The organism is Paenibacillus sedimenti (genome assembly GCF_014534655.1).
Lineage (GTDB): Bacteria > Bacillota > Bacilli > Paenibacillales > NBRC-103111 > Paenibacillus_E > Paenibacillus_E sedimenti.
This window is the reverse complement of record NZ_JACVVD010000002.1, coordinates 755496-778854: the sequence shown is the minus strand read 5'-3', so window position 1 is coordinate 778854 and position 23359 is coordinate 755496. Positions and strand designations below refer to the sequence as shown.

Annotated in this window: 18 protein-coding genes; 5 read left to right on the top strand and 13 right to left on the bottom strand. The window is 46.9% G+C overall.

What is annotated here, in order from left to right; genetic code table 11:
- Window positions 1–44: 44 nt before the first annotated feature.
- From ICC18_RS08225 to ICC18_RS08200, 6 genes are all read right to left on the bottom strand, one after another.
- The gene (locus ICC18_RS08225; protein WP_188173864.1) at window positions 45–1511 is read right to left on the bottom strand and encodes a response regulator transcription factor; all 1467 of its coding nucleotides are present in this window, start codon (window positions 1509–1511) and stop codon (window positions 45–47) included.
- On the bottom strand, window positions 1499–3187 hold the full coding sequence (locus tag ICC18_RS08220) for a sensor histidine kinase (RefSeq protein ID WP_188173863.1): 1689 nt from the start codon (window positions 3185–3187) through the stop codon (window positions 1499–1501). Before ICC18_RS08220 ends, ICC18_RS08225 begins: the two co-directional genes overlap by 13 nt.
- A gap of 802 nt (window positions 3188–3989) precedes the next feature.
- Complete coding sequence (locus ICC18_RS08215; protein ID WP_376745615.1) at window positions 3990–4823, bottom strand: 5'-3' exonuclease; 834 nt, start codon at window positions 4821–4823, stop codon at window positions 3990–3992.
- 317 nt (window positions 4824–5140) lie between these two features.
- Window positions 5141–5689: an NADPH-dependent FMN reductase gene (gene ssuE, locus ICC18_RS08210; protein WP_188173861.1), complete on the bottom strand. Its 549-nt coding sequence runs from the start codon at window positions 5687–5689 to the stop codon at window positions 5141–5143.
- 28 nt (window positions 5690–5717) lie between these two features.
- The gene (locus tag ICC18_RS08205) at window positions 5718–8915 is read right to left on the bottom strand and encodes a glycosyltransferase family 39 protein (RefSeq protein ID WP_188173860.1); all 3198 of its coding nucleotides are present in this window, start codon (window positions 8913–8915) and stop codon (window positions 5718–5720) included.
- Window positions 8916–9004: 89 nt separating this feature from the next.
- Window positions 9005–9232 (bottom strand): DUF7667 family protein, encoded by a 228-nt coding sequence (locus tag ICC18_RS08200; protein ID WP_188173859.1) that lies wholly within the window; start codon window positions 9230–9232, stop codon window positions 9005–9007.
- Between the two features lie 150 nt (window positions 9233–9382).
- On the opposite strand from ICC18_RS08200, the gene ICC18_RS08195 reads away from it, so the two are divergent.
- The 3 genes from ICC18_RS08195 to ICC18_RS08185 all read left to right on the top strand — a co-directional run bounded on the left by ICC18_RS08195 (window position 9383) and on the right by ICC18_RS08185 (window position 12436).
- Window positions 9383–9892 (top strand): GNAT family N-acetyltransferase, encoded by a 510-nt coding sequence (locus ICC18_RS08195; RefSeq protein ID WP_188173858.1) that lies wholly within the window; start codon window positions 9383–9385, stop codon window positions 9890–9892.
- A 141-nt stretch (window positions 9893–10033) separates the two neighbouring features.
- The gene (locus ICC18_RS08190) at window positions 10034–10522 is read left to right on the top strand and encodes a cysteine hydrolase family protein (protein WP_188173857.1); all 489 of its coding nucleotides are present in this window, start codon (window positions 10034–10036) and stop codon (window positions 10520–10522) included.
- Between the two features lie 165 nt (window positions 10523–10687).
- On the top strand, window positions 10688–12436 hold the full coding sequence (locus ICC18_RS08185; RefSeq protein WP_188173997.1) for an alpha-glycosidase: 1749 nt from the start codon (window positions 10688–10690) through the stop codon (window positions 12434–12436).
- Between the two features lie 280 nt (window positions 12437–12716).
- On the opposite strand, the gene ICC18_RS34280 is transcribed toward ICC18_RS08185, so the two are convergent.
- From ICC18_RS34280 to ICC18_RS08160, 5 genes are all read right to left on the bottom strand, one after another.
- Window positions 12717–13349: an alpha-amylase family glycosyl hydrolase gene (locus tag ICC18_RS34280; protein ID WP_188173856.1), complete on the bottom strand. Its 633-nt coding sequence runs from the start codon at window positions 13347–13349 to the stop codon at window positions 12717–12719.
- Window positions 13256–14077: an alpha-amylase family glycosyl hydrolase gene (locus ICC18_RS08175; protein ID WP_188173855.1), complete on the bottom strand. Its 822-nt coding sequence runs from the start codon at window positions 14075–14077 to the stop codon at window positions 13256–13258. The genes ICC18_RS34280 and ICC18_RS08175 overlap by 94 nt, the downstream gene beginning before the upstream one ends.
- 109 nt (window positions 14078–14186) lie before the next feature.
- Window positions 14187–15032 carry a sugar ABC transporter permease gene (locus tag ICC18_RS08170; protein WP_188173854.1) on the bottom strand — a complete coding sequence of 282 codons (846 nt, stop codon included), beginning with the start codon at window positions 15030–15032 and terminating at the stop codon, window positions 14187–14189.
- On the bottom strand, window positions 15029–16387 hold the full coding sequence (locus tag ICC18_RS08165) for a carbohydrate ABC transporter permease (protein ID WP_188173853.1): 1359 nt from the start codon (window positions 16385–16387) through the stop codon (window positions 15029–15031). Before ICC18_RS08165 ends, ICC18_RS08170 begins: the two co-directional genes overlap by 4 nt.
- A 92-nt stretch (window positions 16388–16479) precedes the next feature.
- Window positions 16480–17802, bottom strand: coding sequence for a sugar ABC transporter substrate-binding protein (locus tag ICC18_RS08160; RefSeq protein ID WP_188173852.1), 1323 nt, complete (start codon window positions 17800–17802; stop codon window positions 16480–16482).
- 500 nt (window positions 17803–18302) lie between these two features.
- Between ICC18_RS08160 and ICC18_RS08155 the strand changes: the two genes are divergently transcribed.
- Window positions 18303–19328, top strand: coding sequence for a LacI family DNA-binding transcriptional regulator (locus ICC18_RS08155; protein ID WP_188173851.1), 1026 nt, complete (start codon window positions 18303–18305; stop codon window positions 19326–19328).
- 14 nt (window positions 19329–19342) lie between these two features.
- The gene (locus ICC18_RS08150; RefSeq protein WP_188173850.1) at window positions 19343–21307 is read left to right on the top strand and encodes a glycoside hydrolase family 15 protein; all 1965 of its coding nucleotides are present in this window, start codon (window positions 19343–19345) and stop codon (window positions 21305–21307) included.
- Window positions 21308–21428: 121 nt separating this feature from the next.
- Here the strand turns inward: ICC18_RS08150 and ICC18_RS08145 are convergent, their stop codons facing one another.
- On the bottom strand, window positions 21429–22349 hold the full coding sequence (locus tag ICC18_RS08145) for an alpha/beta hydrolase family protein (RefSeq protein WP_188173849.1): 921 nt from the start codon (window positions 22347–22349) through the stop codon (window positions 21429–21431).
- On the bottom strand, window positions 22346–23254 hold the full coding sequence (locus ICC18_RS34965; RefSeq protein WP_446673938.1) for an AraC family transcriptional regulator: 909 nt from the start codon (window positions 23252–23254) through the stop codon (window positions 22346–22348). The genes ICC18_RS08145 and ICC18_RS34965 overlap by 4 nt, the downstream gene beginning before the upstream one ends.
- Between the last annotated feature and the right edge of the window lie 105 nt (window positions 23255–23359).

Genomic DNA, 23359 nt, shown 5'->3' with positions numbered 1-23359 from the left:
AAAATTTTAATAATCTTGGATTTCTTTTAAAAGCATTAGCACTATTATGAAACCGTTTTCTGGTAATCCTTCGGACTCATGTTTTCCAAATTTTTAAAGACAGTGCTAAAATAAGCGGCATCCTGAAAACCGACCATTTCCGCCACTTGATATACTTTGAGATCTCTTTGTTTCAAAAATAGCTTCGCCATGCGCACTCGGACTTGATTCAAGTATTCGCTAAAGGTCATGTTCATATATTTCTTGAACTGCGTGCTAAAATACCATGGATTGAGAAACACGGTATCCGAAACGGTCTTCAAGCAAATATCGTCCATATAATGCTTCTCGATATATTTCTTGACAGTTTGTATGTACTGCGGCGCAGGTTCTTCACCATGAAGATTCGCTATCGTGTTCATGATATAACTTTTCAGCCAATCGAAGAGAGTTCGGAATGTGCTTAACATCTTTATTCTATCAACATAATCCTCGAGTTCCCCGCTTAATGGCTTCAGGCCATTGTCTTTCAATTGATGCTCCAAATAAATGCATAGTTTCAATGTGGCGTTCTTCAACTGCTTAGGATCCCAATACAAGTCGCTGCGGCATAGCAGATTCCAATTTATTTCCAAATAGTGCTGTAATTTCTCATGATCTCCGCTCATTACGTATTTCATAATGGTTTCGCATGACACATATTGGCTTAGATCCTGAGCTTTATGCCTGTCCAAATACTTGTGATGCATATCAGCATCCAGCACGGCAGCCATTTCATTGAATTGCAAGAATTCAATCATTTCCGTACAAGCTTCGTACGCTTCCAGCAAACATTCCGAGCTACGTCCGCAATCGCGGATGGCCCAATACGTGGTATAACCTTTTCGCTGTAGGCTTTGGCGGTATCCGTAAAACCTTTGCTTATTGTCGGATACTTCCATAGAATGCTGAAAAAGAATGACGAAGTGCTCATTCATTTTTATCCGTGTAACGAGCTCCTTCGGCATGGTCCCTTTTTTCAATTCTTGGTTGAGCAGCTCCGAAAAATTCGAATCTGCGCTCCCTTGAGTAGAGACAACGGCGATTTTCAGATTATCGTAGCCGGCATATGTGTCATGCCACTCTTTCTTGCCCGGTGTCGCTACACTCGCATCAAGCTTCAGCAAATCTTCTTCAAGTTTAAGCAAAAGGTCCAATATACTTTGATAGTTGCACGGCTTTAATAAATAATCATAGGCTCCATTCTTCATCGTCTGTCTGACGAACTCAAAATCGTCATATCCGCTAAGTACAATAACTTCAGTCCGCGGGTATAACGTACGGATCTTCTTCGTCAGTTCAATGCCATCCATATCCGGCATTTTGACATCCGTAATGACGACATCGACGTATACGTTCTCTAAAAGGTTCAGTGCCTCTGATGCACTTTGTACCATGCTTACAACTTCATACCTCGGGCAGTATTTAGACAGAATATGCGAAAGTCCTTGCAAAACGGTTCTTTCATCATCAACGAGCATCATTTTGAGCATATCAAGGTTCCCCCTAATCTAACCCTAATTGTTGTGCCTTTCCCGATCGCACTTTCAATGTGTATGCCATAATTCTCTCCATAGATGTATTTAGCTCTTTGATGCACAAGCCGAATCCCCAGCCCCCCCTCCTCGCTTTCGGATTCACATATAGATACAAGTCTCCGAACCTTTTCTTCCGTCATACCTACCCCGTTGTCGATGACTTCAAAAATCAAATCATTCTCATCCAAATAGCCCCGGATTCGTATCAAGCCGTCATGTTTCATATCTTGAAACGCATATTTCATGGCATTTTCCACTAACGGCTGAATGGCTAATTTAGGAATTTTATAGTGTGCAAGGTCCGGTTGAATCTGAAATTCGTATCGCAATTTTTCTTCAAATCTCATTCTTTGTATCAACAAATAATGTTCCAACTGCTCTATATCCTCGGTAACTGTCACAAACTCATTTTGATGCGAAATGGAGTACCTGAGAATATTGGAAAGGGCCACGATAATCCCCCCAATCTCCTCTTCTCCCTTTATAATGGCCTTCCAATAAATCATATCCAATGAGTTGTATAAGAAATGGGGGTTGAGCTTGGAAAGCAAGCTCAGCAGCTCCGCCTTCCGATTCTGCGTCTGCTGCTGGTATATCGTTTCAATCAGATTATTTACCCGATCCACCATATAGTTAAAATGGAAAAAAATAGCACTGAATTCATCATTGCTTTTATGATGCAAAACGACTTGCAAATTACCTTGCTGAACACTCTCCATCCCTCTCATAATCTTCTTCAGTGGCCGTAAAACCGTCTGGGCTGTCGCTATCGCAAATGCCATAATGGCCGCCAAGATTAAAATCACCATGAACATGAAGATCCGGTTGAATTGATCGATTCCATGCAAAATTTCAGTTTGGGGCACAGCGCCGATAATTTTCCAGCTTTTTTCTTCCAGTTCATACTCCACCCTGGTAATTTGACGATTGTCCAGAGCCGATACCGGTTTGCCTACAAACTCACGGTCTTTGGCGTAAATGATGATATTATCTTTCGTGAGGTAGACCGTGCCTTCATTCCCCAGATGAACTTCATCCAGAATGTCACTAAAAAGGATTTCATTAAGGTCAATTTTCAGTAAGCCCAAATTGTCTTCCTCATGGATCATTAGAAGCGCGGATAATGTATGAGGCGGCTTCGTTTGTATATCCATCCATTTCACTTCATCCGGATTGCTGCCGAACCCTTCATTCAGCAGCTTCTCTATAGAAGGATCGACTTCAAAGATAGCTATGCTGTAGTATAAATTAATCGGCTGTGAGCGGACCGGGAAAATGTATATATTGTCGATCCATTCCATATTCGTCGTTCTTATTATTTCATTGCTGATTTTATATTTGGCGATGTTGTAATTAATCGTTTGCTTTTTGAGATCGGATAAATAATTTTTCATGACCTGATTGTTGCTCATTCCCACAGCTAACGAGTTAAATTGCTTTAATTGAAGCTCTACCCTTTTACCGACCTGATGAACGGTTTCTTCAAAGTAGGCATCCGATTTATCCAAAATAATGGCGCCGATCCAATGCTGAAAGATTCCAATCTGAAGGATCATCACAATACTGGCAAAAAGAATAAAAAAAAGAATGATCTTCGATTTGAGCGAGCGCATTTTTAGTAATCTGATCATCGTTCATTGCCTTCAAGATCTCCATATAAAGTTTGCATATGAGTCTCCCTTTGCAAATGAGGTTCCTAAATAAATTGTAACCCCTTTCAAAAAATAAGGATTTAATTGAAATGAACAAAATTTGTCCTGGATTGCTTTTATTTTGCACACGTACAGAGCAGCCGTACTATTGCCAGTTAATCGTTTCGCTGATAAAAGGAGATGCACCTTAACAGGCGTAAAGGCGAGGCACCAACCAATGGGTTCGGCACATGCATCTGTTGAACGATAGTTGGTTAATCGCCAGAATCAGCCTTGACGATGTAAATGAACGTTCGAGACTATGGCAACAGCTTTTTCAACAGATGATTGGGCATCTATTCGGAGACATCGGCTCCGTTTCAGCCAGAACACACGCTTGGAGGGTTGATCCGACTCGAAAACCGCCTTTGTTGTAATAGGAGTAGCTGTAGTTCGATTTCACCCAATTATGTATAGCTGGTTAGGAAATTAGCTAATGCAGTCCCATTTTTCCCACTTACGACGACTATACCGACCATGTGATCGAATAATCATTTTCCTACTAGGTAAAATCGGACTGCAGATATTTTGGCTGATACTTCTTTCTCCGTAATTGGGCGTTTTCGGACAACAGAGGGGATTGTTTGAGAGATGAGCGACCGCGTTCAGCGGAAATTTTTATCGCCAATAGGAAAGTTTGTTTAGCACTTTAGTGCTTTAACGAAGTTAAAATTTCCTATTGGGAACAAAAAAGGGACAAGGCCTCTCATAGCCTCGTCCCTTCCTATATCATTGGCTGTCTTCAGCCAATCAGCCTCATCAAACCTTTAAATTCGAGCTCCTCGAATTTACTGATCACTTTATCCCGCTCCATCGCCCATTCGCAATCTTCCAATGCGCAAGCAACGGGAGCATCCAGGCGGATTGTAGCCAGATCGCGCGACAGGTGCAGCATATCGAGCTCCGCTTCGATCTTCGCACGAACCCCCTTTGGCAGGGCGGCCAAATTTTCCAGGATGCCATCGATTGTCTGATATTCCACGAGCAGCTTGGTCGCTGTCTTCTCGCCGATGCCTTTGACGCCCGGATAATTGTCCGCAGTATCCCCCGTCAGCCCTTTCAGATCGATGATCTGAGGTGGCGTCAAGCTCTTCTCCTCCATTAGTGTCTCGAGCGTGTAGACCATATAGTTGGAGTGCCCTTTTTTCATAATAATGACTTCCGTGTTCTCATCAACCAGCTGCAGCATATCATGATCGCCTGTCAGAATTTGAACTTTCGTTTGAGAACTGTATGAACGGGCCAGTGTGCCAATGCAATCATCCGCTTCGTATCCGAAAACGCCAACGTTCGGAATGTTGAAGCTGGCTGTCACTTCCTTCACCAGATCGAACTGAGGAATCAGCTCTTCCGGTGCTTCTCCGCGATTTGCTTTATAAGCTTCGAACTTCTCGGTACGGAATGTTTTGCTGCCCATATCCCAACAGCATACCACATGTGAAGGCTTAAAAGTTTGAATGGCGTCGAGCATGTACTTAAGAAAACCATATACCGCATTAATCGGCGTGCCGGAATTTGTACGCATAATATAGCCGCCTGAGGAAGTTGCATAAAACCCGCGGAACAAAAGTGCCATGCCATCAACAAGCAGCACAGAACCAGAGGATGTTTGAGACAAATCAGATCACTCCTAAATATGTATGAATGCTATTAACATTATAACACGGGAGGCTGAGCTCAGCACGCAAAAAGCCGCCACTGGCAAAAGCTGCTAGTGACGGTTAAGGCGTCTTAAGATGGGAAGGGCGAGTTGATGGTGTTCAGTGTTGCTGTAACGATGCTTATCATCGTTGCAGCTACCCGAGTCGGTTTAATCGTATCCTCTAATGATGTTTTTCATTCTTGGAGAAAAGAAAGCCGCAGCCTTAGTTTTTTCTCAAAAGCCTGATTGAATTAAGCTTGGCGGCTTGTATGCCACTTGATCTCTTGAATAAATTCGGAGACGGATTCGTGAAGTCGCGTTGAGATTTCATCTTCCAAAATGGCTTGTCCCTGATCGCCCCAAGTCACTTGTTTATCCAGCACGTACACGCCTTGCAGAATGTTTTGGGCACCTAACGATGACAGTACGGGCTTTAAAGCATAATCAATCGCAAGCAGATGTGAAATCGTTCCGCCTACTGCAAGCGGGAGCACGATTTTGCGTTCGAGACCTTTTTGCGGGAGAAGATCGAGAAATGCTTTCAATACGCCGGTGTAAGAAGCTTTGTATACAGGCGTAGCAACGAATACAGCATCGGCTTCAGCGACAATCGCGTTCGCTTTGACGATCGCTTCGCTGTCGAACTTCGCGTACATCAGATCTTCCGCCGGGATATCGCGGACTTTAATCCATTCTACTTCCAAGCCTGCTTCCAGCAGTTCGGTTTTGGCGACTTCAATAACGCCGTGCAAGCGGGACGTTGGTGTCGGACTACCAGAAATAATAACAACTTTAGCCATGTGAATCACTCTCCATTTAAATAGTTGTCTAAAAGAAATTCCAACCGGGCAGCCAGCGGAGGAAGAACGAATATTTCGCGGGAATGACCATCCCGGATAGGATCGGATAGAAAATAACGAACAACAGGAGCACCGCTGCCAAATATCCGTACACCCATCTCCTTTTATGAAGCTGCCCTTCCTCCAAATACTCCTTCACATAGTAGGTCAATATGAGGATGAGGAATGGAACCATTGCAAAATAATGATAAATAAAAGTTAGCCTCGGCACAAGAATCCATGGCAAATACTGCGAGCAGTAGGCGATCAACAGCATGCGAAGGATGCTGTCTTTCCTTTTGAAAGCTACATAAAACGAAAGCACTACCGCAATGAAGCCTGGCCACCAAACGAGCGGATTGCCAAAAGAAATGATGCTGGACAGCATGCCCTCCGGCATCAGCTTTGCTTGATAATACCAAATTGGCCTTAGCATCATCGGCCATTCCCACCATGGAGACGAGAACGGATGCGTCGCGACAAGATCCGAGTGATATTTGAACATATGCACCTGATAGGTGACGACGTCTTTCAAATCGTGCCCCGGACCCGGCACCATCATGAACGGAATATAAGATAGCGTATAGACGCCAAGTGGAACGATGACAAACATAAGCACACACCAGACCAACGTAAGAAGCGTGTACTTCATGAAGAGGCGCTGCACAAGCTGCAAGCGGCTCCGCTGCTCGTCAGTCAGCTGTAGCTGATCAGGGGCAGCAGTGGCTGCCGGTTCCGCAATGGCCGCATCTTCGCGCAGCAATCGCCTGGCAAATCGATACTCGCTAAAGCGCTCAAGCAGCGATAAAAGCAGGAGCAGGGCGAGTCCTGCTCCGCCATAAATCACGATCCATTTGGATGCAGCTCCTATGCCAAAAAACAAGCCGGATAATCCAAGGGGCACAAGCGTCGCCCAAAGACGTTCCCTATAAAAACTGAGCGTCGTATAGCGATGCATGTAGTAGAACATCAGCATGATGAAGAATACGCCGTACACATCAATCGTCGCGATTCGCGTCTGAGCAAAATGCATAAAGTCGAATGTAAGCAGGAACGCAGCGATAAAAGCAAATTCCGAGCGTCCGAACATCCGTTTGGCGAACACATACATGACAGGGATCATCGCGATACCGAACAGGGTGCCGACGATTCTCCAGCCAAACGGATTTAAGCCAAATACATAGATCCCGATAGAGATGAGAATTTTGCCAAGCGGCGGGTGCGTGCTTTCATAAGGCTCAATTTTATGGAGGTGTTCATAAGCTGTTCTCGCATGATAAATCTCATCGAAGTACGAGCCCTCCATATACGTAGGCGTGTACGGTACTACGCCCTGTTCATCAAACAGAAAAGCAGGCTTCCCTTCATCTGATGCGTTCACATCCTGCTCTATGACTTGCCGCACCGGCAAAATGGCAGAACTTCCATTCCCGAAAATACCAACTTCGTGGAGATGCAGCGCAGCGCTCTCCTGTGCATCGATCGTTATTTTCACAAATCGCGCATTCAGCTTAGGCTCTACCGTATTCCATGTAAAAACTTTCGTATGATCAGACTTTACCGCAATCTGGCCGCTCCAATCCTTGCCATCCATGGAGAACCAATACGAATAAGCGCCTTCCCCTACACCTGCGAAGCTGTTAATTCGCGTAAGGTTATGTGCCGATCCTAAATCGACGATGACCGCTTCCCCTGATTTGGCAGGCTTCCAAAACGTAACAGGATCCTTATGACCGCCAAGGTTAAACAGCGCAATAAGGGTATATACAAGTACTAGACTTCCTAAGTACCACATATCTTTTTTGGTAAAAAAACGCCCTTTGCCGCTTCTTTCGATCCCGTCTTCACGAGGTTTGAAAATCGCGTCCCAGCGTTCAGAAAACTTAAGTTCTGCTTTTTCAGGTGCATGCGGGATAACTTGCTCCGCCCCCTGATCATGATGTGATCCCACGAAAAGCCTCCATCCCAATAAACATGCATATCCGAATATAATGACATTGATCGCTGAAATGATCAGCATGAGCGAATCGTAGCGCGGAATGTGATAATCCTGATGGAAACTGCGCAAGAGCACATCCGCTACGTTTACAAAATGAGTGCAACTAAACCCGATGAACAACCAGAGAATTCTGCGATCTTTTATGTACAAAAAGCTGGCAAGAGCCAGCAGCAGACCATAATGCAAATAACGCTCATGCATTTTGGTCATGCATATGAAAACCGCGGTAATAAACAAAAACGAGATGTACAACAATGCCCCGCGCTGACCCCTGCTGCGCATATACAAATAGCAGGCGTATATAATGGACAGTCCCATCAGTACCAAGCCAATCCATTGATAGGAGATGTTCAGCACACCAGTGGTCATATCAACAAAGTTGCCGCCGAGCAGCGCCATGAGATTGAACGCATTTAACGAGGCATAGGGATAAGAAGCTAAAGTACCTGAATATAGTTCAAACAGCCAACCATACCCTCTTCCTATCGCAAAAGGAAGCGCCAATACGGCTATCGTTGCTGCACCGCTTAGAACACTCAACAGAAGTACCATCATATTTCGTTTGCGGATCACATCGATCAGCAAAAAGATGCCAAACAGCAAAGCCTGCGGCTTCAGTAGCAGTGCTAATGCCATAAAAACCGATGCTTGCGGCAGCTTCCCCTCTTGCTGCAGCAAAAAGGTGGCGAGAATAAACAGCATGAAAAACGAGTCCACCTGTCCCCAGATCGCTGAATTCACCCAAATGGCAGGATTAAAGACAAACAAAGCGGCAAGGCCAAACGCTTGAAGCCACGTTCTGGCACTGCCCTTTCCGCTTTCGGCGAGACGATAAATCACGAAAGCCGTTAACAAATCGGCTAACATGGCCGGAAGCTTTAAAATGATTAGCGATTGCGGGCTTTCCCATGGAATGGAGAGCTTATGGTGAAGCATACCTACCAAATAAAGCACATACATGTATCCTGGCGGATAATCAATAAAGTAATCTTTGGCATTCGCGTATAGTCCTGATAGACCTACGGTATAAGCGCGGTCAGCCCATGCCATGAACGTCCGCACATCGGTATCATAGCCGAACCAGATTGGCGCAATCACCAGCCGCAACAGCAGTGCTGCGAACAGGAGAATACCCAAGATCAGCATTCTTCTTGGGGAGCTCCCCAGCTGCTTGAACAAGCTTAACATGCAGAATTCTCCTTTTTCCCCAAACATGACTATTCCCATTATACTCGTCCCAATTGCCACAGAAAAGGAAAAAAGCACCGACTCCACGGTCAGTGCTTTGGCTCAAGCTTTTCGATGCGCTCGCATATCTCATGGAGCCAATCGTAATCTGCCGTGAGCGAGGCGCAAAGCGATAAATTTTCCAGCTTTAATCGATTCCACACATATGTCGCGTTCGCTTCCAGACACAGCATCAGCTCATCCTGCTCCGCTTGCGTCAGCTCCCGCGCTCTGCGCAATGTCCATAACTCCGCCATACGTTGATGAACGGCCAACATCGTTCCAATGCCCTCCTGCCGGTAAAGTGGCTAACATTATGCAGTATGGACAAAGATGAAGACACCGAAACAAGAACACTTGTGCGATTATGTAAATAAAGGTAAAATATAAATATAATTGAACTAAGATTACCTGCCTGAGGTGTATAGATGAAGAATGGTATTGAAATCATTGAAGTAAAAGCAATGAACCAAACCGTATTAAATAACTTAAGTGAACTTTTAATAGCTGTTGTCGAAGATGGCGCGTCGATTGGTTTTCTACCGCCATTAATATTGGAAGATGCCGTGACCTATTGGCAAGAGGTTGTGCAACCCGGCGTTCACTTATGGATTGCTGTTAACGATGGCCGTATGATCGGAACCGTACAGCTGCATCTAGCCTTAAAACAAAATGCAGGGCATCGAGCTGAAATTGCTAAATTAATGGTACATCCCTTAGGGAGAAGAAAAGGCATTGCGCGTTTGCTGATGCAAATCGCGGAAGAGCAGGCCAAAGAAGCAGGAAGAAGTTTGTTAGTACTGGACACCCGATCCGGTGATCCTTCTAACCATTTGTATAGATCGACAGGTTACATCGAGGCTGGTCGTATTCCGAATTATGCAAGATCCAATGACGGGAAATTGCATGATACCATCATCTACTTCAAACAAATCTAAAAATAGAAAATAGGCATTCTTTTGCATAAAAGGAGATTATCAACATGGGTATGGCTATTGAACGGTATTTCAGATGATTTGAAGAAGCTCATGCAGGAAAATCATGCTTCAATTTTAAAGACTTAATCTAGGAGGGAATTTATGAAAATCGCACTTTTAGTCGTCGACATGCAAAAGCATTTCCTGCAAAACCTGGAACACAACAAAGTAGCGGGCGCCTGCGAGTATATCAATTATGTCGCTAAGATCCTTCGGGCGAAGGGGCATCCGATCATCCACATTCAGGATGTTGAAGAGGCCGGCGCTGTCAGTGCCGAACTTCTGGACTTTATTCCTGAAATCAACAGAGAACAGGAAGAACTGATTGTAACAAAAATATATTCCAATGCCTTCTGGAAAACGGAGCTGGAGCAGATTTTGGCCGATCGTCAAATCGGATTCGTCGTGGTCGCCGGCAACTCAGCGGAATATTGCGTGCTGTCTACGTATAACGGAGCGATCGAACGCGGGTTCAAAGCTGCCATTTTACAGCGAGGAATTGTAAGTGCCAATGACGATGTCATCGCTTCAACTTATCGCGACCGGCATGTCATTTCATACCCCGTTATCGAGTTTATGGTCAATTCGTAAATGAAGGAAAAGCGTTTTACTAGCCTCTGAATTTTTAGTATAATTAACGTAACTTAAAGGCAATGCTACCTACAGGTACAACCTCGGAATCGTAACATGATTCGCAGGATGTGCCTTTTTTGCGTTGGTTTTTGCCGCTGCTGAGAGGAGACTATCAACATGTCTATAGTTATTGAGGCGGTCTACCACCGTCCGAAATTAAATTGGGCTTATGCCTATGACGGGAAGACCGTTCACCTGAGGATTCGAACCAAACGCGATGACGTTAAAAAGGTGTTCGCCTTATCGGGGGATAAATACGCTTGGGAGAAAACCTCTGAGTACATAGAGATGAAGATTTTGACACGCGACGCCCTGTTCGACTATTGGGAAGTAACCGTCCAGCCGCCTTTCCGCAGGCTTCGATACGCGTTCCTGCTGCAGTCAGGCAAAGAGAAGCTGTGGCTGACGGAGCAAGGCTTCGTGCGCAAAGAGCCTAAAGACTCTACCGGTATGTTCGAGTATCCGTTTCTGAATCCTGCTGATATTTTCACGCCTCCGGCTTGGGTCAAAGAAGCGATTTTCTACCAAATCTTCCCTGAACGATTCGCGAATGGGGATCGGTCACTTGATCCTGAAGGCGTAGAGCCTTGGGGCGGAAAGCCGACGCCGACGAACTTCTTTGGCGGGGATCTGCAAGGCGTTATCCAGAACCTTGACCATCTTACTGAGCTGGGTGTAAATGCGATCTATTTCACTCCGCTTTTTGAAGCGACGACGAATCATAAGTATGATACACGGGATTATCTGAAGGTCGACCCGCAATTCGGAACGAACGAAACGCTCAAACAGTTAGTCGATGAGTGCCATAAACGGGGCATTCGCATCCTGCTTGATGCCGTGTTCAATCATTGCGGCAAGACATTCCCTCCTTTCATCGACGTGCTGGAAAAAGGAGCCTCTTCACCATACGCGGACTGGTTCCATGTAAAGGAATGGCCGCTGCGTGTCGAAGATGGCATTCCGACGTATGAGACTTTTGCTTTTGAACCGATCATGCCGAAGCTGAATACGGAGCATCCGGAGGTTAAAGCCTACCTCCTTGAAGTTGCTGAATTCTGGATCAAAGAAATCGGCATCGATGGCTGGCGCCTGGATGTGGCCAACGAAGTCGATCACCGTTTCTGGCGGTTGTTCCGTGACAAGGTGAAAAGCGCCAATCCTGAAGCCTACATCCTCGGCGAAATCTGGCACGATTCGATGATGTGGCTGCAGGGCGACCAGTTCGACGCCGTCATGAACTATCCGTTCACGAATGCGGTACTCGACTTCGTGACGAACGGCAAGTTGGACGGCGCCGGCTTCGCCAATGCGGTAGGCTCGCTGCTGGCGAGCTACCCGCAGCAGGCGAACGAGGCAGCGTTCAACCTGCTCGACAGCCATGATACGCCTCGCCTGCTCACGCAGTGCGGTGAGGACAAACGGCGAATGAAGCTGGCTGCGCTGCTTCAATTTGCCTTTCCCGGCACGCCGTGCATCTATTACGGCGACGAGGTGGGCATGAGCGGCGGCGGGGATCCGGACTGCCGCCGCTGCATGGAGTGGGACGCGTCCCGACAGGACCGCGACCTGTTCGAGTTCTACCGCAGGCTCATCGCCCTGCGGACAAGCAGCGAAGCGCTGCGCACAGGCGCAGTGCGCTTCCTGCACGCCAAGCCGGGCGATGCGCGGCTTGCTCTTGAACGCGTTCACGGGAATGAGCATATGCTCATTCTTGTGAACGCGGACCGACGTTCGGCGAAGCTGAGCGTCAAGCTGAGCCACGAGCGAGTCTGGACGAGCGCGCTCTATGGCGCGGCCGTGGCGGCGCCGGAGGGCGGGAAGCTTCAGGTGAAGCTTCCGCCGTATGGCTTCGCCGTGCTGCGCGCGGAGTAAGGGGATGCCCACAAGCCAGGCTTTGTTGTATTTCATACAACAAAAACCTGGATGGGGGCATCCATAATGAACATTGTTGCAAAATATACAACAAAATGCAGCCAACATGGCTGAAAAGTTAGATGGGTTGGCTTTTAGTTGTAGAAAATGCAACAAACTTTCATAGCAGGCAGTACTCACTTTAATTATGCTGTACAAAATACAACAACCTGTGGCTCAGCCACAGGTTGTTTATTATTTTAAATACCGATTGTCACTGCTATATCCACACGTTCCTTGGCTATTTCAGCAAAACCGTACTGTAAGGAGGTAATTTAAGCTTTGACCCATTCAAAGCAACCTCCTCATTGCTGGTAAAAGAAAACCTAGAGAATGCGCCAGCCTGACCGCCTTCCAGATCAACCTCTACATCACGGCCTGAAACGTTATGCAGAATGAGTGCTTTTTCCTCAGCTGTTGCTCTAACAAAGGAAATGATCTCCGGATTGCTGAACTTAAATTCCAGAATATCTCCGTTTTTCAGCGCCGGTTCTTTCTTGCGCAGTTCAATCATCCGCCGATAGTGCGCGAATAAGGAATTCGCATCCTTCGTTTGCATTTCTACAGATGTAACGCCACGATTCGAAGCTGCAGGCTCCCATCTGGTCTGCCCAGCCCCTTTGCCTGTCACATACCATTGCATCGGTTCCCGCTTGTTTTCATCGCGCCCCGAACCCTTCATGCCGATTTCATCGCCATAATAGATGAAAGGATTTCCAGGCAGCGTCAGCAGCAGCGAAGCTGCCATTTTCGCCTGATCCGTGTTACCCTGCAGCAAACTCATAATCCGATCCTTGTCGTGATTATTGATAAACGTCGCGTCGACAAACCGGCTTTCGGATTCCTTTTTGAATATCGAATAACTCCGGCGCAAGTACCCGCGAAGTTCGATGACTTTTCGCTCCGTGCAGCGCTTATAATCATGTCAGATAAATCAAAATTAAACGAAGAATCGAAAGCACGATTCAGATAGGGAGATATGACCGAGGTACTGTCCCATACCTCGCCGACGATATAGGGAGCCCCTTTGCTTGTGTCCAAACCTTTGCGAAATTCTTGCCACCAAGCCTGATTTTTCTTGGAAATATCCTTATCCGCCTTGGACGTCTGGAAATCCTCATAGATATGCTTCGCTGCATCCAATCGGAAGCCGTCCACACCTTGCTTCAGCCAAAAGTTGCCAATCTTGATCATCTTTTTGCGAACATCGGGATGATCGAAATTCAAATCCGGCATTCCTTGCCAAAACACACCCAGGTAGTGATTGCCGTCCTTCTCATGCCAAGCCGTTCCGCCTTTCGCGCTAGCCCCTGATGCTGTTAAATTCGCATCCTCTGCCCATGTGTACCAGTTGCGATAAGGACTGTCCTTTCCTTTGGCTGCGCTTTGGAACCAGGGATGCCCTACGCTCGTATGGTTCACGACCAAATCCATAATCACTATAATATCCCGCTCGTGAGCCGCTTTAAGGAGATCCCGATAGTCCTCTATCGTACCGTAATCAGGATTCACCTTGTAATAATCCGTCACATCATACCCATGGTAGCTGGGCGAAGGATTGATCGGCATCAGCCATATGCCTTCTATCCCTAATTGCTTCAAGTAATCGAGCTTCTGCTCAATCCCTTTGAAGTCGCCAATGCCATCCCCAGCGCTCCTCCGAGGATCATCATCGAAAGCTGCCGCGCAGCACGATTCCGTTCACGCAGCCTCATCCTTTACTTGCTCCGGAGGTTAAGCCTTCAACTAAAAAGCGCTGCAGGTACATAAATAACAGACCGATCGGTATTGCAATCAGCACGGATGCCGCTGCAAAGATCGTAAAATTCTGGTTCTGGTTACTGGAGACTTGGTCATACAAACCTACGGCTACTGTCCATTTATCTCTACTGCGAAGTACAAAGCTGGCGAAAATATAGTCGACCCAAGGACCGACAAACTGCGTCAATGCAACATAAGTCAGCATGGGTCTGGATAATGGAAGCATGACTCGTGTGAAAATAGTAATATTGTTCGCACCATCAATTCTTGCTGCATCGTCCAAGCTGCGCGGGATCGTATCGAAAAATCCCTTCGCGATGAAGGTACCAAGCAGTGGAGCACCGCAAGCATATACAAGAATCAGTGCAGGCTGCGTATCGAGCAAATTCAGTTGTTTCAACAAAATAAATAAAGCAATGATACTCAAAAATCCTGGGAACAAGCTCAAGATAAGCAGCAAGGATAAAATATTTTTACGTCCCTTAAAACGGAATCTCGATAACGCATAGCCTGTTAACAAGACTAAAATCGTTCCGAAAACCATCGATAGCAACGCGATTTTCAGCGTATTCATATACCACTGGCCAAAGAGGAAACTGCTTGAGGTAAAGAGTTCTTTATAGTGATCAAGCGTAAAGCTCTCGGGTATAAAAGATTTGCTATAAAGTGATTTTCCCGGTCGGAGCGATCCGAACAATACCCACACAGCCGGATAAAGAGCACATATCGAAGCCGCTATAAGGAACACATAGCTGAATCCGACCCGCAGCCAAGTTGCTAATTTTCTTCCTGTCATTGGATCATGTCCTCCTCTTTAAACGAACGTGTTCTGCGGTAATTGTAAATCGAGAATGCTGCAATCATAACGAAGATAATAATACCGAGCGCCGAAGCCATATTGTATCTGGATTGGCTTAGCGTCAGGTTGTAGAGCCAGGTCACCAGCAAATCCGTTGCTCCCGCATACTGGTAGTCCCCCTTGACCGGAGCTCCGCCTGTAAGCAGGAAGATCGCATTAAAGTTGTTGATATTCCCGGCGAATTGTGTAATTAAGATCGGTGCGCATGTAAACATAACCATCGGAAACGTAATAATCCGAAACTTCTGGAACACCGAAGCACCGTCCACTTCTGCCGCTTCATAGAAATCACGCGGGATTGTTACGAGAACCCCCATAATGAGGAGCATCGAAACGGGGATACCTACCCACATATTGACGACGATTACTGTAACTTTCGCCCAAAAAGGGTCGGAAAGCCATGGAACCTTACCCAATCCGAAATAGGAAAGGTACTGATTGATAGGCCCAAATTGTCCATTAAATAGATTGCGCATAACAAGCAAGGAGATGAGCTGCGGAATTGCATAAGGAATGATCAGCATGGTGCGCCACAAGCTTTTGAAGCGAATTTCTTTTTGTTGAATAATGAGCGCAACCAGAAAACCGCCGAAAAAGGTGGAGATGGTTGAAAGCACCGCCCAAACGATGGTCCATGTCAGTACGCCATAAAACGTATGGCTCCACGTTTTTAACGTAATAAGATCTTTAAATGTATCAAATCCAACCCAATCGACCAGTTTCGCTGGGGGAATATGATCGGGAGATGAATAGTTTGTGAACGCAATCATCATCCCGAAAATAATCGGCATAATGGTAAAGAACAAGATGCCTAATCCAGGAAGCGTTAGGAACACTTCTGCAAACTTTTTATCCAAAATATATTTGAAAGAGCCTACGATGTTATTAGGGACTTTACCCGCTTCTCGTTCCTTGCCAATCCGATAGGCATCCCGAATGTTCATGACATAAATAGCGATAATCACGATTAATACAAGAATGGTGATCAATCCTTGAATCATCAAGAAAATGGAATGATCCCCATCGACGAATTTTCCTGTTGCCTTGTTTAAATGTCTGGGTGTTTCGCCTAATGTAACGATTCCCCAGATCCCACGAATCAAATTGCTCTTAAAATAGATGATCGCGACCGCTTCTATGCAAAGCAAAATCAAACCTTTTATAAATTGACGATTATATAATTGACCTAAGCCTAAACTGAGAACAGATAGGATGGCTGCTACTTTTCCATGGGATGAGACCCTTTGGGCCTGCCCGTTTAATGCTGTAACGGCGCCTTTATGGTTTGACATTGGCCGACTCCATCTCCTTTCCGCAAAAAATTAAGGTTCACCCGCCAGGTTGATCAGCGGGTGAACATCATGAAAGACTAAGAAGACTTATCTTATTTTTTTGCTCCGTTGTTCAAATCTTTGATTTGCGTTACAGCATTGTCGAGAACAGTTTTAGGGTCTTTGCCGTTATCCCATACTTCAGTGAGCGCTGCGCCTGCAGGTGCCCATACGTTGTTCATTTCAGGAATGGAAGGCATTGGTACGGAATGGTTGAACTGGCCTACGAAACCTGATACATATGGATCATTTTTAATTTGCGGATCGTTTTGTGCATCTTTATTCGTCGGCACGGATCCAACCAATTTGTTAAGCTTCAGTTGTGCGTCTTTCGTCGAAGCGAAACGGGCGAACAGCTTGGCTGCATTCGGGTATTTCGTGAAGGAACTTACATACCAAGCTTTAATACCGGAGAAGGAAACAGCAGGTTTGCCGGCGATCGTCGGGATATCAGCAACGCCAAGTTTGTCGCCTAGCGCCTTTTTGTACCCTGCTAGTTCCCAAGGACCGTTAATGTCCATAGCAACTTCACCGCCTGTAAACTTACCGCGTTTGATATCAGCTGTTATATCAGCAGATTTTACAGGAAGAACTTGCTTCAGACTCGCGTACACTTTCATTGAGGCTACAGCGCCGTCATTGTTAATACCGATATCGTTTTTGTCTGTACCGTTCTTACCGAACAGGTAGCCGCCGCTGGAAGCGATAAACGGATAGTTGAAGTAGAAGTTGCCGGTTTCCCACATAATGCCGTACTTACCGTCTTTGTTAAATGTTTTGCTGAATGCGATGACATCATCGAAAGATTTGGGAGCTTCCTTCACGAGGTCCTTGTTGTAGTAAAGCGCATATGTTTCAGCTGCGCGCGGGTATCCAAATAATACATTTTCATAAGAAATACCTTGAATTGCGCTCTCTGTGTTTTCTTTCTTCGTTACATCGCCAAACACATCGTTAGGTAAAAGCAATTCGCCCGCAACGGCGCGGCCAACGTGGTCATGCGGGAAAATCATAACGTCAGCTGCAAGGCCTGTAGGACCGTCTGTTTGAAGACGAGTGACTACGTTAGGAGGTGCAAGTTCTTCAAGTTCAACCGGCACATTATATTTGGCTGTGAATTCTTTGATCATTTCATCTGTAAATGCTCTCTCGTCTTTACTGTCCCAGATTTTCAACTTAGCGCCGGCTTCCGGTTTCAGTTCTGCTGTTCCGCCAGCAGCTGGAGATGCAGCAGTTGCCGCTGTTGCATCTCCAGCTGCTGCCGTTTCAGCAGGCTTCGTTGTTTCAGCCGGTTTTGAGCCGGAAGAGCATGCGGTTACGGACATAGCCACTACAGTTACCGCAGCAAACATAGACATGGATTTACTCAATTTCATTTCGTATACCCCTCTCAAATGTGTAAATAATGACATTAAATCCCATGATACCGATTACAAAGAATCTTTTTGTGCAAACGTTTGTACTAATTTGTAGAAACGTTGGATTCGAATTCATTTCGTGTGGAAAAAGAACCGAATCTGCACAACCGAAACTTTTGCAAACGCTTCATTCATTCCTGCCATCATCATACACCACTCCAAATCTTTTGTAAAAACGTTTGCACAAACCGAATATAGCGAGTTTCCCTAAATAGCACTCATATTTCTTTAGTTTTCCTCGAATATCTAAGTTTTTCGTTATAATGCTAAGAAATCTTTGCACATTTGCACATAGTTTCCCTTCTGTCATACATACTAAACTCATTGATATATTCATCTTGATTTAATTTTTAAAGCTCTTAGAATGTCATATTTACTTTTTCTGCACAAATAGGCTAACATAGAGGATGAATGCATCACTGAATGTGCTCAATCGTTTGCACTGGAGGATTAAACATATGTCCGTAACGATAGTCGACGTAGCAAAAAAAGCAGGAGTTTCGCCGTCCACCGTCTCCCGCGTTATTTCCGGGCACCCGCGCATTAGTCCAGCCACCATTCGCAAGGTCAAGGACATTATGCAGGAGATGGGCTACCATCCGAATGTGATGGCCAAAAGCCTTGTGTCCAAGACAACACAGACCATAGGGATTCTCCTGCCACGTTCCGCGGAAGAGCTCTTTCTCAATCTCTTCTTCTCGGAGATCATACGCGGCGTCGTTACGCAATCAACCCGCAGCGGGTATGATCTTATGATGACCACAGGCACTACGGAGAGTGAAGAAGTTGAGGCCGTGACCAGGCTCGTCAAGGGTCGGAGAGTCGACGGAGTTATTTTGTTGTATTCACGCAAATCGGATCCTGTGATCGGATTTCTCAAAGAACAGAAGTTTCCTTTCGTGCTTGTAGGACGGAGTGAGGACTTTCCGGAAGTGCTCTCTGTCGATAACAACAACGTTCAAGCCGCTTATGACGCTACCCGTCATCTCATTGCTCAAGGCCATAAACGAATTGGGTTTGTAAGCGGCCCACCGAATCTCATCGTTTCCAAAGACCGGATGGAAGGTTATGTTCAAGCGATGAAGGAAGCAAATCTCGTGATCCAATCCGAATGGATTGTGGAAGGTGAATTTTTGCAAGAAAGCGGTTACCGGGCGATGTCGTTTTTTATGAATTTACCTGAACGTCCGACTGCGCTTGTCGCTATCGACGATATCGTTGCTTTTGGCGTCCTTCGCGGGTTGACCGAACTTGGTTATAAGGTGCCGAGCGATCTCAGCTTAGTTGGATTTAACAACATCTCAATGTCAGAGCTGGCGTCCCCGCCGATCAGTTCCGTCGATATCGGCATTTATCAACTGGGGTATACAGCCTCACAAACATTAATCCGGGCAGTTAAGGGAGAATCCATTCACCATCACCACATCATCATTCCACATCGATTGGTCGCTCGTGAATCCTCTCTTCATTCTATACAAAGTTAAGGAGTTGTCCTCTCATGCATCAAGACAAAAAGCCATACCTGATTGACGCTATCGCCGGGAATTCCAGATTTCTGGCCTCTTTAGGCCGAACTGGACGGTTATTCCGTTTATGGTGGCCTCATATTGACTATCCGCAGCATGTCGATGAAATCCGCACAGGCTTGTACATCGATGGTGTTACGGAACAAACGAGCTGGTTCGATAGTACCGAATTTGGTTGGAAGCACGAAGCCGGATATGTGGCACGCACGAATATTTTCCGTGTGCAGGCTGAATCTGCCAAGCTTCCAGTTGCTGTAGAATCTTTGGATTACGCAGTCCCGCAAGAGGATATTTATGTGCGTCAATACCGTTTCATAAACCGGGGTACAGCGCCTGTCTCATTCCAATTCATTTATTTCTCCTCGTTCCGTTCTATGGAAACCAATTATTATCACACAACACAATTTGACGAGTCTTTGGATGCTTTGACGCACATGCGCCATGCTTATATTTTTTCGCTTTCGAGTTCAAACGTTTGCACTGGATATCAAGCAGGTCATGCTTGGCAGACGGCACAATCAGGTGCGCTGAATGGTAATGATATCGATATGACTCCAGATGGCGCGCTGAGCTGGAGGTTCGTTGATGTAGCGCCGGGGCAGAGGGTTGAAGTTCCAGTGTATATTGCAGCCGGCTCCACGGGTCAGGAAGCGGCCGAGGTGCTGTTAAAGGCGAAAAGCCAGCCGATTTCGCATTGGTATGAGAAGACGTCCGCATACTGGCGGCAATTTCTTGCCGATGCTGTTCCGGCTCCGGAGACTGATGACGACGACATCCGCGAGCTCTACGAGCGCTCGCTGCTCACAATGAAGCTGATGTCCGACGAACAAAGCGGCAGCGTCGTTGCCGCGCCTGAGTTCGACGAAGGCTTCACCCGCTGCGGCGGCTATTCGTATTGCTGGGGCCGCGACGCCGCCTTTATTACGACAGCCCTCGACCGTGTCGGGCTGTCCGACTTGTCCACTCAGTTCTACGAGTGGACGCTGACGGCCCAGGACCCCGACGGGTCCTGGCAGCAACGGCACTACCATGACGGTCGACTTGCACCGTCATGGGGGCTGCAGATCGACGAGGGCGCGTCGATCCTGTGGGGGATGTGGCAGCATTACAGCCACATCCAGGACCCGGCCTTCGCCGAGCGGGTATGGCCCGCCGTTGCGAAGGGAGCCGATTTCCTCGTCCGCTACCTGGACGAGGAAACCGGTTTGCCGGCGCCAAGCCGCGACCTCTGGGAGGAGCGCTTGGCGGAGCACACGTACTCGGCCGCAGCCGTGTACGGAGGTTTAAGCGCAGCCGCAGCGTTTGCGCAGCTCCGTGGGCTTGAAACCGAGGCGGCCGCGTGGTCGATAGCCGCCGAAGGCATTCAGCAGCGCATCCGTGAACTCTGCTGGAACGAGGACCGCGGGTCGTTCTACCGCGGTCTGAAACTGGCGGTCACCGAGCCTGTGTACCGCGAGGCGCAGGCGGCCGGCGTGCCGACGTCGGTCACGACGAATGCGAAGGGCTACGCGACATACCAGCTCGAGCACGATCCGATCATCGACATCTCTCTGCTAGGCGTATCCGTACCATTCGGCGCCTTCCCGGTTGATGATCCGATGATGGTTCAAACCGCGGAAGCGATCGAGAAAGCCTTGACTGTACCTGGGGTTGGCGGTATCAAGCGCTACGAGAACGACCATTACATCGGAGGGAACCCTTGGATTCTGACGACTCTATGGCTGAGCCACTATCGCATTGCCCGCGGCCAATACGAGGAAGCAAGAGCCCTCCTGCAATGGGCCGTCGATCATCGTACCGATATGGGTCTGCTGCCGGAGCAAATCGACAAAGTCACCGGCGAGACCGCATGGGTCGTGCCTTTAACCTGGTCGCACGCCATGTTTATCCTGGCTGTTTCGATGCTTGCAGAGGTCGACCAACTGCAAAATCAATAAAATGAAATGGGGTTGTCCCTCCAGCATCTTAGCTGCTGAGGGACAGCCCCTTCATTTTATACGCATCGGTTGGACTTGCTATTGACTTTATTTCCCGCTTCCCAAACTGCCTTTCCTGCTGTTAATTTGGGTATGGCTCCCCTCCGTCGCTATGGGTATTTAGAAAAGCCAAAATGTCTGCATGAAGCGTTTCATGGAAATGTTCGCGATCAAAGCCGGGAGGGTCTTGCGATGGAAGAAATGCCGGGGTCTTCATTGATTCCGGAAAGGGGCTCAGAAAAGAGAAATGTCCGGCGTTTTCGACTGTTCTATATTGTATCTTCTTCAGATCGGCAACACCACCCAATATGATTTGTGCATGAAAAGGGGGAGTGTACGGATCTTTCTCTGCATCCAGCATCAAGATGGGAAGGTTAACCGCACGCAAAGCTCCTTCAGCTCGAAACCAGACCGACGCCGGCGCCAGTAGAACTAGGGTCTTGATTCTGTTATCCGGTGTAACCTCAATGTGCTGCGGCTTTCCATCCGAGGATTCATGAGGAAACGATATCGGCATGCCGCCGGCAGCTGCCAATGCCGTGTAACCGCCCAAAGAATGCCCGATGACTGACACGGCATTCAGTCTTAATTTATCCGTAAATATCTTATTTTCGAAAAACCAGTCAATCGCCATACTAAGGTGTCTAGGTCTGTAAGCAAGGTTCTGTACGGTCCCTTCCAAACTATTGTCATTTCGATTGTTGTACGGATGCTCCGGCATGCCGACGATAAAACCGTTGCGCGCTAAATGACGCGCCAGGGTCCGGTATACGAGCGGCGAACCACCGGTACCGTGAGAGATGATAATTAGTGGAAATCTCCCTCCCATAGGTTCTGCATCTCTGGCCAATTCCAACAGGTAGGGCCCCAATCGCTCTACTTGTTCGGGACTGCCCGCTGGATACATCACTGTCATGGGAAATGTAAGATCTACGGAGCTATCCTCTATTCTTACTTCCCGGCATCCTGCATAGCCAAACGTATCCTTTGTGTTTCCTATCATCCACTATACTTCCTTTCTCGAACTTTGCTCCAGTCACGTTTCCGGACCAACGGGGATATAAATATCAAATTCCGAATCATCATTCGCGGGACCCAAATATTTATGATCGTAACGTACAAATTCGGGGTCATTCGTGCGTATTCTTCCCGATTTCGGTAACCATGTGTTATAGATGTAATAGAACGTATCCGGTAACCTATCCAACGAGCCCCGATGCGTGAATACGACGTATGTATTTGCGGAAGGACTTTATAGACCATCCCTTCAGGAATCTGCCCTTCTTCGGTGACCTCGACGCAGGCCGTGTAAGAAACTTCCCATTCAACACCGGTTAGCGTAATTAACGCGTAAAAGGCTGATTCGGGATCTCTTCTTCTAGTGACTTCCGCAGCTCGTTGCCTGAAACCGTTCCACAGCTTTCCGATTTCACGGGAATTAAGTCCCTTTATTTCCATACCAACCAAATGGAGTTTTTCTTTGTTGACCATCAAGGGGTCAAGGGTTACGTCGTCATGCAGATGTCGCATCCCGGTTTCATCCAACGCTTTCATCTCCATCATCCGAAACATCGTGTCTTTCATGTTTATTTGCTTGCGGAACCGTCCCGGCGAGATGGAGAACATTTTTTGAAAGGCGCGGGTGAAGGCTTCCTGGGATTCAAATTGATATTTGATTGCGATCTCTACGATTCTAAGATCAGAATCGAACAAATCGTACGCTGCATGAGTCAATCTCCGCCTTCTGATGTAATCCGAGACGGTGCATCGTGTGACGGATTGGAAGACTCGGTGAAAATGATAAGGGGAATATCCTGCCCATTTCGCAATTTCGTCGGCTGTGATTTTATCCATCAGACGGTTTTCAATATAGGTTATCGCTTTGGTTACCGATGCAATGTAATTCATTTAATGCCTCCATGGAGATACCACTACTGTACATCATTTCTACCGAATATTTTTGATATATTTTGCGAAATTGAGTCCATCAGAAACTTTTTACAAGAATAAAAG